This is a genomic window from Cyanobium sp. Lug-B (assembly GCF_024345635.1).
Taxonomy (GTDB): Bacteria; Cyanobacteriota; Cyanobacteriia; order PCC-6307; family Cyanobiaceae; genus Cyanobium; species Cyanobium minutissimum.
Genome location: NZ_JAGQBM010000028.1, coordinates 1 through 12,560 on the forward strand (window position 1 = coordinate 1; position 12,560 = coordinate 12,560).

General features: G+C 72.6%; 13 protein-coding genes. 5 read left to right on the plus strand and 8 right to left on the minus strand.

Going from position 1 to position 12,560, the window contains the following annotated elements:
- The coding region (locus tag KBY81_RS08595) for a polyphenol oxidase family protein (protein ID WP_254976248.1) at window positions 1–485 on the plus strand (485 nt) is incomplete at its 5' end.
- On the opposite strand, the gene KBY81_RS08600 is transcribed toward KBY81_RS08595, so the two are convergent.
- Window positions 445–2,133: an NAD(P)/FAD-dependent oxidoreductase gene (locus tag KBY81_RS08600; protein WP_254976249.1), complete on the minus strand. Its 1,689-nt coding sequence runs from the start codon at window positions 2,131–2,133 to the stop codon at window positions 445–447. The two genes, KBY81_RS08595 and KBY81_RS08600, sit on opposite strands and share 41 nt — an antisense overlap.
- A 153-nt stretch (window positions 2,134–2,286) precedes the next feature.
- Here KBY81_RS08600 and KBY81_RS08605 point away from each other — a divergent pair, with 153 nt between their 5' ends.
- Window positions 2,287–2,442 carry a hypothetical protein gene (locus tag KBY81_RS08605; protein ID WP_181280140.1) on the plus strand — a complete coding sequence of 52 codons (156 nt, stop codon included), beginning with the start codon at window positions 2,287–2,289 and terminating at the stop codon, window positions 2,440–2,442.
- Between the two features lie 21 nt (window positions 2,443–2,463).
- On the opposite strand, the gene ppsA is transcribed toward KBY81_RS08605, so the two are convergent.
- The 6 genes from ppsA to hemH form a co-directional block, all read right to left on the minus strand.
- Window positions 2,464–4,932, minus strand: coding sequence for a phosphoenolpyruvate synthase (gene ppsA, locus KBY81_RS08610; protein WP_254976250.1), 2,469 nt, complete (start codon window positions 4,930–4,932; stop codon window positions 2,464–2,466).
- Between the two features lie 95 nt (window positions 4,933–5,027).
- Window positions 5,028–5,243 carry a GIVxVP protein gene (locus tag KBY81_RS08615; RefSeq protein ID WP_106221359.1) on the minus strand — a complete coding sequence of 72 codons (216 nt, stop codon included), beginning with the start codon at window positions 5,241–5,243 and terminating at the stop codon, window positions 5,028–5,030.
- Complete coding sequence (locus KBY81_RS08620; RefSeq protein WP_106221357.1) at window positions 5,240–5,596, minus strand: hypothetical protein; 357 nt, start codon at window positions 5,594–5,596, stop codon at window positions 5,240–5,242. Before KBY81_RS08620 ends, KBY81_RS08615 begins: the two co-directional genes overlap by 4 nt.
- A complete protein-coding gene (gene ilvB, locus KBY81_RS08625; RefSeq protein ID WP_219904268.1) occupies window positions 5,578–7,377 on the minus strand; it encodes a biosynthetic-type acetolactate synthase large subunit in 1,800 nt (599 codons plus the stop codon). The genes KBY81_RS08620 and ilvB overlap by 19 nt, the downstream gene beginning before the upstream one ends.
- Before the next feature lie 191 nt (window positions 7,378–7,568).
- Complete coding sequence (locus tag KBY81_RS08630; protein ID WP_254976251.1) at window positions 7,569–8,126, minus strand: M23 family metallopeptidase; 558 nt, start codon at window positions 8,124–8,126, stop codon at window positions 7,569–7,571.
- Window positions 8,127–8,163: 37 nt separating this feature from the next.
- A complete protein-coding gene (gene hemH, locus KBY81_RS08635; RefSeq protein ID WP_254976252.1) occupies window positions 8,164–9,339 on the minus strand; it encodes a ferrochelatase in 1,176 nt (391 codons plus the stop codon).
- Between the two features lie 212 nt (window positions 9,340–9,551).
- On the opposite strand from hemH, the gene KBY81_RS08640 reads away from it, so the two are divergent.
- Window positions 9,552–10,793 carry a site-specific integrase gene (locus KBY81_RS08640; RefSeq protein ID WP_254976253.1) on the plus strand — a complete coding sequence of 414 codons (1,242 nt, stop codon included), beginning with the start codon at window positions 9,552–9,554 and terminating at the stop codon, window positions 10,791–10,793.
- On the plus strand, window positions 10,790–11,494 hold the full coding sequence (gene cobO / locus KBY81_RS08645) for a cob(I)yrinic acid a,c-diamide adenosyltransferase (protein WP_254976254.1): 705 nt from the start codon (window positions 10,790–10,792) through the stop codon (window positions 11,492–11,494). Before KBY81_RS08640 ends, cobO begins: the two co-directional genes overlap by 4 nt.
- A 24-nt stretch (window positions 11,495–11,518) precedes the next feature.
- Here cobO and KBY81_RS08650 read toward each other — a convergent pair whose 3' ends face one another.
- Window positions 11,519–11,665, minus strand: coding sequence for a hypothetical protein (locus KBY81_RS08650; protein WP_181280119.1), 147 nt, complete (start codon window positions 11,663–11,665; stop codon window positions 11,519–11,521).
- Window positions 11,666–11,822: 157 nt separating this feature from the next.
- Between KBY81_RS08650 and pyrH the strand changes: the two genes are divergently transcribed.
- Entirely contained in the window at window positions 11,823–12,542 is a 720-nt protein-coding gene (gene pyrH, locus KBY81_RS08655; RefSeq protein WP_106221345.1) for a UMP kinase, read from the plus strand.
- Window positions 12,543–12,560 lie beyond the last annotated feature (18 nt).

Below are 12,560 nucleotides of genomic sequence, written 5' to 3' on the forward strand. Positions count from 1 at the left end.
GTACCCCCGTGCTGCTCGCCGACCCCGCCAGCGGCCGGGTGGCGGCCTGCCACGCGGGCTGGCGCGGGGTCGCGGCCAGGATCGTGCCGGCGGCGATCGAAGGGCTGGTGGCGGACGGCGCCAGCCGGGACCGGCTGGTGGTGGCGCTGGGTCCGGCCGTGGCCGGCTTCCGCTATCAGGTGGAACGCTCCGTGACACTGCAGGTGGCCGCCGCCATGGCGGTCGAGGGCAGCGGGCCGCCGCCGGAGGAGCGGGCCCTGGCCGATCTGGAGCGCTGCGGCGCCCTGCTGCCGGATCCCGCCCCCGGCCGGGACCGGCTCGACATCCGAAGGGCCACGGCCCTGCAGCTGGAAGGCCAGGGGATCGGGCCGGAGCGGATCGGCCTCTGCCCGCTCTGCACCGTGGCCGAAACGGCCCTCTTCCATTCCTGGCGCCGCGATGGGGTCAGGGCGGTGCAGTGGAGCGGTGTGGTGTCCCAAGGCTGAGCGCCACCGCCTCGGCCACCTTGATGCCGTCGATCGCCGCCGAGAGGATGCCGCCGGCATGGCCGGCCCCCTCTCCGGCCGGGAAGAGCCCCGGGGTGCTGAGGCTCTCCAGCCCGGTGGGGTGGCGCAGCAGCCGCAGGGGTGAGGAGGTGCGGGTCTCGACGCCGGTCAGCAGCGCCCCCGCCATGGCGTAGCCAGGGATGCGCCGGGCGAAGGCCGGCAGGGCCTCCCGGATCGCGTCGAGCACGTAGGCCGGAAGGCAGTCGTCCAGGCTGCCGAAGCGCAGGCCGGGCTGGTAAGAGCCCACCACCGCCTCCGGGGGGGGCTCCCGGCTGGGCCTGTGCTCCAGGAAATCCTCCAGCCACTGGGCCGGTGCCCGGTAGTCGCCGCCGCCGGCGTCGAAGGCCTGCCGCTCCCAGTGGCGCTGGAAGGCGATCCCGGCCAGGGCCTCTGCCCCCTCCTCGGCGTAGGGCGCCAGATCCTCCTGGCTGATCGGCACCACCAGGCCGCTGTTGGCATTGCGCTCCCGGCGGGAGTGCTGGCTCATGCCGTTGGTGACGACGCAGCCCTCCTCCGAGGTGGCCCCCACCACCAGGCCGCCGGGACACATGCAGAAGCTGTAGACGCTGCGGCCGGCGCCGGCCCCCCCTTCGCCGTTGCCATGGTGGACCAGCTTGTATTCCGCCGGCCCGAGCCGCGGATGGCCCGCCGCCTCCCCCCAGCGGGCTCGGTCGACCAGGGCCTGGGGGTGCTCGATCCGCACCCCGACCGCAAAGGGTTTGGGCTCCATGGCCACACCGAGGCGATGCAGCATCGCGAAGGTGTCCCGGGCGCTGTGTCCCGGAGCCAGCACCAGATGGTCGCAGGCGATGGCCGTGCCGTCGGCCAGCCGCACACCCGCCAGGCGCCGCTGGGGGCCGTCCCCCAGCAGCAGCTCCACCACGTGCTGACCGAAGCGGACCTCGCCCCCCAGGGCCTCGATCCGGGCCCGCAGCCCGCGCACCACCGTGGCCAGCTTGAAGGTGCCGATGTGGGGGTGGTGCAGGGTGAGGATCTCCGGATCGGCCCCGGCCGCCACCAGCTCCTCCAGCACCTTGCGGATGTAGGCGGGGTTCTCGCTCACCTGGCTGTAGAGCTTGCCGTCGGAGAACGTGCCGGCCCCACCCTCGCCGAACTGGGCATTGGAGCCGGGATCGAAGCGGCGGCGGCCCTGCCAGAAGCCGAAGGTGTCCGCGGTGCGTTCCTTCACCGCCTTGCCGCGCTCCAGCAGCAGCGGTCGCCAGCCCATCTGGGCCAGCAGCAGGGCGGCGAAGTAGCCGCAGGGGCCGGCACCCACCACCACCGGGCGCAGCTCCGCGGCGGCTCCCTCCGCCCGGGCCACGGGCCGGTAGCGGCTGTCTGGGGTCGGACGCAGGTGGGGGTCGCCGGCGAAGCGGCGCAGCAGGCGGCGCCTGGCGCCGGCCTCGAGCTCCAGGTCGAGGCAGTACACCAGGGCGATGGCACCGCGCTTTCGGGCATCGACGCTGCGCTTCACCAGGTGATGGCTGCGCAGTTCCCCCGGGGCTAGCCGCAGCCGGCGGGTGATGGCCGCCTCCAGGTCGTCGGCGCTGTGGTCGAGCGGCAGTTTCAGCTCGCTGAGGCGCAGCACGGCCGTGGCAGGTGGAGGGCTGCTGGCGTTCTAGGGCACGGCGGGGCGGGCGCCAACGGCACGGCAGGGGCGCCAACGCTCGTGGCGAACCCTGCCGATCCGGCGCCGAAGGTGCCATGGTGGAACCTGATCGCGCCTGGGGCCGGATTTCGGATGGGTCTGGCTCACTGTCCCCTCTGCATGGGTCTGGCGGCGCTCTGCGTGGTGCGTTGCGGCGCCCATGCCGTGCTGCTCTGGCGCCTCTGGTTCGGGGGTGTTGGGACGCCGGCGGACCCAGAGCCGGTGCGGCTCCGCCAGGCCGCCTGCTGAGGCGAACCGGAGACCGCCCCCTCAGGCCCTCCCCGCCGGGCTGGCCGCGTTCAGCTCGGCCTCCAGGGCGGCGATGGCGATGCGGGTGGGCACCACCGCGTCGGGGTTGAGGCTGATCGAGTCGATCCCCTCCTCCACCAGGAAGCGGGCGAAGTCGGGATAGTCGCTGGGGGCCTGGCCGCAGATGCCGATCTTGCGGCCGCAGCGGCGGGCCGTGTGGATCGCCAGCCGGATCATGTCCTTGACCGCGGGATGCCGCTCGTCGAACAGGTCCGCCACCAGGGCCGAGTCCCGGTCGAGCCCCAGGGTGAGCTGGGTGAGGTCGTTGGAGCCGATCGAGAAGCCGTCGAAGCGTTCGGCGAAGGCCTCCGCACCGATGACGTTGCTGGGCAGCTCGCACATCACGTACACCTCCAGGCCGTCTTTCCCCCGCTCCAGGCCCTCGCCGGCCATCACCGCCAGCACCCGGTCCCCCTCCTCGGGGGTGCGGCAGAAGGGGACCATCGGGATGACGTTGGCCAGCCCCATCGACTCCCGCACCCGACGCAGGGCCCGGCACTCCAGGGCGAAGGCGGCGCGGAAGGCGGGGGCGTAGTAGCGCGACGCCCCGCGCCAGCCGATCATCGGGTTCTCCTCCGCCGGCTCAAAGGCCGCTCCGCCCAGCAGGCGGGCGTACTCGTTGCTCTTGAAGTCGGAGAAACGCAGGATCACCGGCCGGGGATGGAAGGCGGCGGCGATCCGGGCCATGCCCTGGCTGAGCAGGTCCACGTAGTAGTCGGCCGGCGCGTCGTACCCCGCCACCAGCTCCGCGATGGCGCCCCGCTCGGCGGCGTCCGTCACCCGCTCGGGCTCCAGCAGGGCCATGGGGTGCACCCGGATGTGGTTGGCGATGATGAACTCCAGCCGGGCCAGGCCCACGCCGTCGCAGGGGATCGAGGCCAGGTGGAAGGCCTCCTCGGGGTTGCCCACGTTCATCAGGATCCGGGTGCGGGTGGCCGGCAGGTCGCCGATGGCCTGCTCCTCCACCCGGAACGGCACCGCCCCCCGGTAGACGTGGCCCACGTCCCCTTCGCAGCAGCTCAGGGTGATGGTGTCGCCGTCGGCGATCCGGCCGGTACCGTCGCCCGTGCCGACGATCGCCGTCAGGCCCATCTCCCGGGCGATGATCGCCGCGTGGCAGGTGCGGCCCCCCTGGTCGGTGACCACGCCGCTGGCCTTGCGCAGGATCGGCTCCCAGTCGGGGTCGGTGCGGCGGGTCACCAGCAGGTCGCCGTCCATGAACCGGGCGATCTCGCCGGGATCGCTGATCACCCGGGCCGGGCCGCTGCTCACCGAGGCGCCGATGGCCCGGCCGCTGGTGATCTCCTCCGCCGGGTGCGACTCCAGGTGCCAGCTGCGCAGCACGGCCCCGCCCCGGCGGGACTCCACCGTTTCCGGTCGGGCCTGGAGGATGAACAGCTCGCCGCTGAGGCCATCCTTGGCCCATTCGATGTCCATCGGGGTGGGCATCCCGCGGCGCTCGCCGTAGTGGCGTTCGATCACGCAGGCCCAGCGCGCCAGGGTCAGGGCTTCGGCGTCGCTGAGGGCGAAGCGCCGGCGGTCCTGGGGGGACACGGCCTCGTTGCGCACCGCCCGGCCATCACCGCCGCCGGGGTCGGCATAGACCATGCGCAGGGCCTTGCTCCCCAGCCGCCGGCTCAGGATCGGGGCGAACCCCTTCTCCAGGGTGGGCTTGAAGATCAGCCACTCATCGGGGTTCACGGCGCCCTGCACCACGTTCTCCCCCAGCCCCCAGGCGGCGGTCAGCAGCACGGCGTCGCGGAAGCCGGTTTCGGTGTCGATGCTGAACATCACCCCGGAACTGGCCCGATCGGAGCGCACCATGCGCTGCACCCCGATCGAGAGGGCCACCTCCAGGTGATCGAAGCCGTGCTGCTGCCGGTAGACGATGGCCCGATCGGTGAACAGCGACGCGTAGCAGCGCCGGCAGGCCTCCAGCAGCGCCGCCTCCCCCTCGACGTGCAGGAAGGTCTCCTGTTGCCCGGCGAAGCTGGCCTCCGGCAGGTCCTCGGCCGTGGCGCTGGAGCGCACCGCCACCACGGCCGGGCTGCCGGCGGAGGACAACTCCCCGCCGGAAGCCAGCTCCCCTCTGAGCTCCCGGTAGGCGGCCACGATCGCCTGGGCCAGCGGCGGCGGCAGTTCCGCCTGGCCGATCCGCTCCCGGGCCCCCTGGCCGGCCGCCTGCAGGGCCGCCAAATCGTCGGCATCCAGCCCGTCGAGCAGTTCGGCCAGGACCGGCCGGAGCCCGTTGGCGGCGATGAACAGCCGGTAGGCGGCGGCCGTGGTGGCGAAGCCCCCCGGCACCCGGACGCCGGCGGGCTCCAGCCGCTGGATCATCTCGCCCAGGGAGGCGTTCTTGCCGCCCACCTCGGCAATGGCGTCGAGGCCGACCTCGGCGAGGGGCACGACGAGCCGATCGGAGTCCCGCATCCCCTTCGCCCTGACTGAGCCAACTCTGGGCCCGCCCACCCGTGCCGGCGCCGGGCTGTGATCTTTGGTCGTCGCGCTGGTGCCTGGGCCGGCGCTCAGGGGTCGGCGTCGGGGTCGGTGGGGGGCGGGCCGGATTCGGGCAGCAGCTGGGCCAGCAGGCCGGCTCCCATCAGGACGGCGCCGAGGGTGAGGGCCAGGCCCCGGTTGGCGGCGGCGGGCCCGTCCACCCAGGTGCCGGCGGCCAGGAAGGCCCCGCCCAGCAGCAGGGTGGGGACCAGCACGATGCCCTTGGCGGTGCGATTGAGGCTCATGGGCAGGCCTCCGGCCGGGCCAGGCCGGCACCGATCAGCCCGTCGGCGATGTCCTCGCCGCCGGCCAGCAGGCTCACCCGGGCCAGCAGGGTGCCGTCCCGCTGTCCCATGGGGCGCAGGTTCACCCTGGTGCGGCGAGGCAGGGCCTGCCGCAGCCAGCTGATCGCCTCGGCTTCCTGCCCGGGAGCCAGCTCCATGCAGGCCAGTTCCACGGGGTAGCTGCGGTTGCCATCCCCCACCTGCAGCAGGGTGCCGCTGCGCACCTGGTACACCTCCGCCGCGGCGGCCGCGCCGGGCCAGGCGATCACCAGGGCCAGCAGGACCGCCAGCAGGGTCAGAGCTTGGCGCCGCAACTGGGGCAGAACAGGTGGGCGCTGGCCGTGGTGCTGCCGCAGGCGTTGCATTGGCGGATGGTGTCGATGGCCAGTTCGGGATGGCTGGGCAGGCCGACCATCTGGGCGTTGCTGGCGCCCGGGGGCACCATCGGGTAGCAGTTCTCGTTGCGGCGCACGCGCACATCCACGAACACCGGGCCCGGATGGGCCAGGGCCTCGGCGAGGCCGGAGCGCAGCTGGGCCCGGTCGGTGATGCCGATGCCCTTGACGCCGAAGGCTTCGGCGAGGGCGGGAAAATCGGGCATGCCGCCGGTCATCTCGGAACTGGAGTAGCGCTCCTCGTAGAAACTCTCCTGCCACTGGCGCACCATCCCCTGCCAGCCGTTGTTGAGCACCACCACCTTCACCGGCAGCTGGTACTGGCTGAGGGTGCCCAGCTCCTGGATGTTCATCAGGATGCTGGCGTCCCCGGCCACGCAGATCACCGTCTCGTCGGGGAAGGCGGTCTGGACGCCCATGGCGGCGGGCATGCCGAAGCCCATGGTGCCGAGGCCGGCACTGCTGATCCAGCGGCGGGGTCCGTTGCGCAGGAACTGGGCCGCCCACATCTGGTGCTGACCCACATCGGTGGTGTAGAAGGCCTCGGGGGCCAGTTCCCGCAGGGCGATGACCACCTCCTGGGGGGCGATCTCGCCGGTGGGCTGGGGGATCACCAGCGGGTAGTGGTGTTTCCAGGTGTCGATGCGCTCCAGCCAGGCGTCGGTCCGGCGGTTGGAGCCCTCGCCGACCGAGGCCTGCAGCAGGGCCTCCAGGGCCTGCTTGACGTCGGAGACGACGGGCACCTCGGGCACCCGGTTCTTGCCCACCTCGGCCGCATCGATGTCGATGTGGATCACCTGGGCCCGGGGGGCGAAGCTGTCGAGGCGGCCGGTGACCCGGTCATCGAAGCGGGCTCCGACGGCGATCAGCAGGTCGCACTCGGTGACGGCGAAGTTCGCATAGGCGGTGCCGTGCATGCCGAGCATGCCGACGGAAAGGGGGTGGTTCTCGTCGAAGGCCCCCTTGCCCATCAGGGTGGTGGTGACCGGCAGCCGGAACCGTTCGGCCAGCTGGTGCACCTCGGCGTGGGCGTCGGAGGCGATGGCGCCGCCACCCACATAGAGCAGGGGGCGCCGGGCCTGGCGGATCAGGCCCAGGGCGGCGGCGATGGCCTCCGGTCGGGGGGCCGGCGAGCGCTTGAAGCCGGAGGGGATCGCCGATCCCGGGGCCACGGGGGTGTAGTCGAACTCCTCGGCCCCCACGTCCTTGGGCACGTCGATCAGCACCGGCCCGGGCCGGCCGCTGGCGGCGATCAGGAAGGCCTCCGCCACGATGCGGCCGATGTCGGCGGGGTCGCGCACCACCCAGGAGTGCTTCACGATCGGCAGGGTGATGCCGAAGATGTCGGTTTCCTGGAAGGCGTCGGTGCCGATGGCGGCCCGGGGCACCTGGCCGGTGATGACCACCATCGGCACCGAATCCATCTGGGCGGTGGCGATCCCCGTGACCAGGTTGGTGGCGCCGGGGCCGGAGGTGCCGAAGCAGACGCCCACCCGGCCGGTGGCGCGGGCGTAGGCGTCGGCGGCGTGGGTGCCGCCCTGCTCGTGGCGCACCAGGATGTGCTGCAGCCAGCCCCGGGCTTCCGCCTTATGGAGCTCGTCGTAGATGGGCAGGATGGCGCCGCCCGGGTAGCCGAAGATGTGGCGGACGCCGTGGCGGTGCAGGGCATCCATCAGGGCGTAGGCCCCGCTCACGCGCATCGGCTCTGAGGAAGGCTGCGGCGCCTCAGGGGTGGAAACACTGGGGCTGCTGGTCCCGGCGGCGGCGATGGCGGAGGGAAGGGGCGTGAGCGTCACGGCGGCGGCTGGGGTCGGGCGAAGGGGAGGGAGTCGTCAGGATGGGAGAGCGGTCGGCCCGGGAGCCAGGTGTCCGGGCAGGGGTCTCGGAACCATCAGCGGAAGACACCAAGGTTAGGTCGCTGGAGGGGGTTTGGGTTGCGCTGACGGCGGCTCTCCGCCATCGCCCGCAACACTCGGGCCGGATCCATCCAGGCGCCCCGGTAACGCATGCCCCAGTGGAGGTGGGGTCCGGTGGTGCTGCCCGTGAGGCCCACATGGCCGATCACCTGGCCGGTGGCCACCCGCTGCCCCTCCCGCAGCAGGATGCCGCCGCTGCGGTAGACGCCGTTGCCGGCCTGGCCCCCGAGGTGGCAGTAGATGTGCTCGTAGCTGCCGGAGCGGATCACCAGCCCGTTGCCGCAGCCGCCGTCGACGATCACCTCGCTCACCGTTCCGGCCCACCAGCTGCGGATCGGCGATCCCATGGGCGCCGCGATGTCGATGCCGTAGTGGGGTCGGACATCGCCGCTGAGGGGGTGGGAGCGCATGCCGAAGCCGCTGGTGTAGCCCGCGAAGCTCGCCACCGGAAACACCCCCCTGGCCCACAGGCTGGCGTTGCGGGCCTCGGCGGGCAGGGCCTGGCTGCTCAGCCCCAGGGTGGCGGCGATCACCAGCGACCGGCTCCGAAGCCCGGGGCGCCTGGGGCGGTCAGAGCAGTCCAAGGGCATGCAGCGGGCCGTGACCGGTGAGCAATTCCAGCAGAAAAGCGGAGAATCCGACCATCGCCAGCCGGCCGTTCCAGACCTCGGAGCTGTTGTTCCAGCCCCAGGCCCACTTGTCCTGGGGATAGAGCTTGACCTTCTTGGGCAGCTGGGCCGCCATGTCGAGGTTCACCTCCGGGCCCGCCATGGCTTCCTGCACCAGGTCGGCGAGGCCCTGGATGAAGGTGGGGTCGGTGTCGAGGGCCGGCACCCGGCGGAAGTGGCTGACACCGGCCTCGGTGGCGATCTCCCGGTACTCGATGTCGATCTCCTCGAGGGTCTCGATGTGCTCGCTGACGAAGCTGATCGGCACCACCACCAGCTCCTGGACGCCCTGCTCACCGAGCTCCCGAAGGGCGTCCTCGGTGTAGGGCTTGAGCCATTCCACCGGCCCCACCCGGCTCTGGTAAGCGAGGGTGGAGGGGTTGGGGTGGCCCAGCAGCTGTTCGAGGCGCTCCATCACCAGGGCGGCGCAGGCCTCGATCTCCTTCTGATACGGGTCGCCGGCCTCCTCCACGTAGCTCTTGGGCACCCCGTGGGCACTGAAGAAGATGTGGGCCGACGCCGGTGCCTCGCAGTTGCGGATCTCGCGGGCGATCAGCCCGGCCATGGCATTGATATAGCCGGGGTGGTCGTACCAGCTGCGGATGCAGCGGATCGGCAGCCGGCGAAATGCGGGGTCGGCCTGGCGGAGGCGCTGCAGCTCCCGGAAGCTGGAGCCGCTGGTGCTGATCGAGAAGTGGGGATAGAGCGGCAGCACCACCACCTCCTCCACCCCATCGGCCTTGATGTCGCCCACCGCCGATTCGGTGAAGGGGTGCCAGTAGCGCATCGCCACGTAGCTGGTGGCGTCCACCCCCTCCTGGCGCAGGCGGCTCTGCAGCTCCCGGGCCTGCTGCTCGGTGATGCGGCGCAGGGGGGAGCCGCCACCGATGGAGCGGTAGGCCTCCTTCGACTTGCCGCTGCGCAGGGTGCTGATCAGCCAGGCCAGGGGTTTCTGCAGCGCCGGCGTGGGCAGGCGGATGATCTCCGGATCGGAGAACAGGTTGTAGAGGAATGGCCCGACGTCCTCGATCCGCTCAGGACCGCCGAGGTTCAGCAGCAGCACGCCGACCCTGGCCATGCCTTCGATCAGAAAGGCAGAGCGTAACCCCGCCTCCCCACCGGCGGCTGCCCGGTGGGTCACCGCCCCCTGCCCTGGCGGCCCCGGGACGGCAGGGGTAGCTTCCGGCTCAGCTCCCCGATCGCCCCGCCATCCCCCCGGCCGCCCCGCCACCCCCCGTCGCGCCTGCAGCAGCCGGGCCCGATCCGGCGCCAGCTGATCTGACCGACCTGGTGCGGCACCAGAACCGGCAACTGGCGGCCTCGGGCACCGCCCTGCGGCTGGAGATCCGCCAGCAGCGGCTGGGGCTGCGGGGGCCCCTGCCCTGTGCGAAGGGCACGGCGGCGCGGCCCGTGCAGCGGATCAGCCTGGGGCTGCCGGCCACGGCAGAGGGGGTGGCCGCCGCCCTCGAGCAGCTGGCCCGGGTGCGGGAGGCGGTCGAGCGGGGCCGCTTCTCCTGGGAGCACTGGCGCCGCCGGCCGGCCGCGCCAGCGCCCTCCCCAGCCGCCGTCCCCTTGGGGCCCCCATCCCCGGCTCCGTCGCCCCCGGCGGTGGGCTTCCCCGACGAGGCCGCCGGGCTCACGCCGCTGCTGGCCGGTTTCGAGGCCGCCTTCTTCGCCGATCCCCGCCGCCGGCGCCGGCCCGCCGGCAGCCGCAGCACCTGGAGCGGCGCCTACCGGCCCTACCTGCGGCGCCTGGCGGCGGTGGCCGCCGCCTCCGGTGCCAGGCCGGCGTCCGTCGATGTGCCCCTGCTGGAGCGGGTGCTGGAGACCTACCCCCTGGCCAGCCGCAGCCGCCAGCAGTGCGGCCTTGCCCTGGGGGCCCTGGCCCGCCACCTGGAGCTGCCCCTGCCGGCCGACTGGAGCGAGCGCAGCGGTGGCTACGGCCTGCATGTGGCCCGGTTCCGGGGCCTGCCCAGTGATGCGCGCATCCTGGAGCTGGTGGCGGCCATCCCCAACCCCCGCTGGCGCCTGGCCTACGGCCTGATGGCCACCTACGGCCTGCGCAACCACGAGGTGTTCTTCTGCGACCTCTCCGCCCTGGCGCCAGGGGGCGACCGGGTGCTGCGGGTGCTGCCCACCAGCAAGACCGGGGAGCACCAGGTGTGGCCGTTCCAGCCCGACTGGGTGGAGCACTTCGGCCTGGAGGGCCTGGGGGAGGGCGGCGCCGAACTGCCCCGGGTCTGCACTGACCTGCGCCGCACCACCCTGCAGCAGGTGGGCCGGCGGGTGGCGGAGCAGTTCCGCCGCTATGGGCTGCCGATCACCCCCTACGACCTGCGCCACGCCTGGGCCGTGCGCACGATCCACATCGGCCTGCCCGACACGGTGGCGGCCCGGATGATGGGCCACTCGGTGGCGATCCACACCCGCACGTACCACCACTGGATCACCCGGCGGGACCAGCAGCAGGCGGTCGACACGGCCCTGGCACGGCTCCGCCAGAGTGCCCCAAACGGACACCGCTCCCCATGACGGCGAACGCCTCCACCCCCTCTCCCGCCGCCGCGGACGACACCCTGGCCCTGGATCGCCAGGCCGAGGAACTGGGCCCGGGGGGCGACCTGGCCCCCGAGGTGGACCAGGAGGCCTACCGCCGCCGCATGCAGCGCCGCCGCGAGGTGCAGCAGCAGCGGGTGGGGGAGCGGAGCCTGGAGAAGGGGCTGGTGCTCGTGTTCACCGGCGAGGGCAAGGGCAAGACCACGGCGGCCCTGGGCCTGGTGCTGCGCACCCTGGGCCATGGCGGCAAGGTGGCGGTGGTGCAGTTCATCAAGGGCGGCTGGCAGCCGGGGGAGGCCCGGGCCCTGGAGCGCTTCGGCGACGACCTCCACTGGCACGCCCTGGGGGAGGGTTTCACCTGGGAGACCCAGGACCGGGAGCGCGACCGCCAGCTGGTGCAGAGCGCCTGGGAGCGCTCCTGCGCCTACCTCGCCGACGGCGAGCGCAAGCTGGTGGTGCTCGATGAGATCAACGTGGCCCTCAAGCTGGGCTATCTCGACCCGGAGCAGGTGCTGGAGGGTCTGGGCCTGCGTCCGGCCCTCACCCATGTGGCCCTCACCGGCCGCGGCGCCCCGCCGGCCCTGCTGGAGCGGGCCGATCTGGTCACGGAGATGAAGGTGGTGCGCCACCCCTTCCGGGAGCAGGGGGTGAAGGCCCAGGCGGGCATCGAGTACTGAGGGCGTTCTCCTGGAGAGCCGGGGTCAGTCCAGGTCGGCCCGCAGCCGGGCCAGGCTGCAGACCAGCACCGACAGCCCGCTGACCAGCAGGGCCCGGTGCACCTCCGGCTCGCCCCAGAACCCCGGGCTGCCGCTGGCCCGGTCCAGGGCCGAGAGCGTTAGCCGGGCCATGACGTCACTGCCGCGGGGGCCGCGGGGGACGGGACATCCGGGCGGGTCGACGGCCATGGCGGTGCTCCTTTGCGGCAGTGAAGCGGCAGTCGCCGGCGCCGGCAACCTGGTGGCGGCGCGGGAGGGGTTGCTACTGTTCGCCCGATCGCACGAGTCGATGGCCTACAGGCGCGTTCTCCTCAAACTCAGCGGTGAAGCGCTGATGGGTGACCAGGGCTATGGGATCGATCCCGCCATCGTTCAATCGATCGCCAAGGATGTGGTCGAGGTGGTCTCCGGCGGCACCCAGCTGGCGATCGTCGTCGGCGGCGGCAACATCTTCCGGGGCCTGAAGGGCTCGGCGGCGGGCATGGACCGGGCCACCGCCGACTACGTCGGCATGCTCGCCACGGTGATGAATGCCATCACCCTGCAGGACGGGCTGGAGCGGGCCGGGGTGCCCACCCGCGTCCAGAGCGCCATCTCCATGCAGGAGGTGGCCGAGCCCTACATCCGCCGCCGGGCCATCCGGCATCTGGAAAAAGGAAGGGTGGTGATCTTCGGCGCCGGCTGCGGCAACCCCTTCTTCACCACCGACACCACCGCCGCCCTGCGGGCGGCGGAGATCAACGCCGACGTGATCTTCAAGGCCACCAAGGTGGACGGGGTCTATGACAAGGACCCCGCCAAGCACAGCGACGCGGTCCGCTACGAGACCCTCACCTTCCTCGACGTGCTGAGCGGCGAGCTGGAGGTGATGGACAGCACCGCCATCGCCCTGTGCAAGGACAACGCCATCCCGATCGTGGTCTTCGACCTGTTCGGCTCGGGCAATATCGGCCGGGCGGTGGCCGGTGAGCCCATCGGCACCAGCATCGTGCCGGCGCCCCCCCGCTGACGTCCCCTCCCCACCACC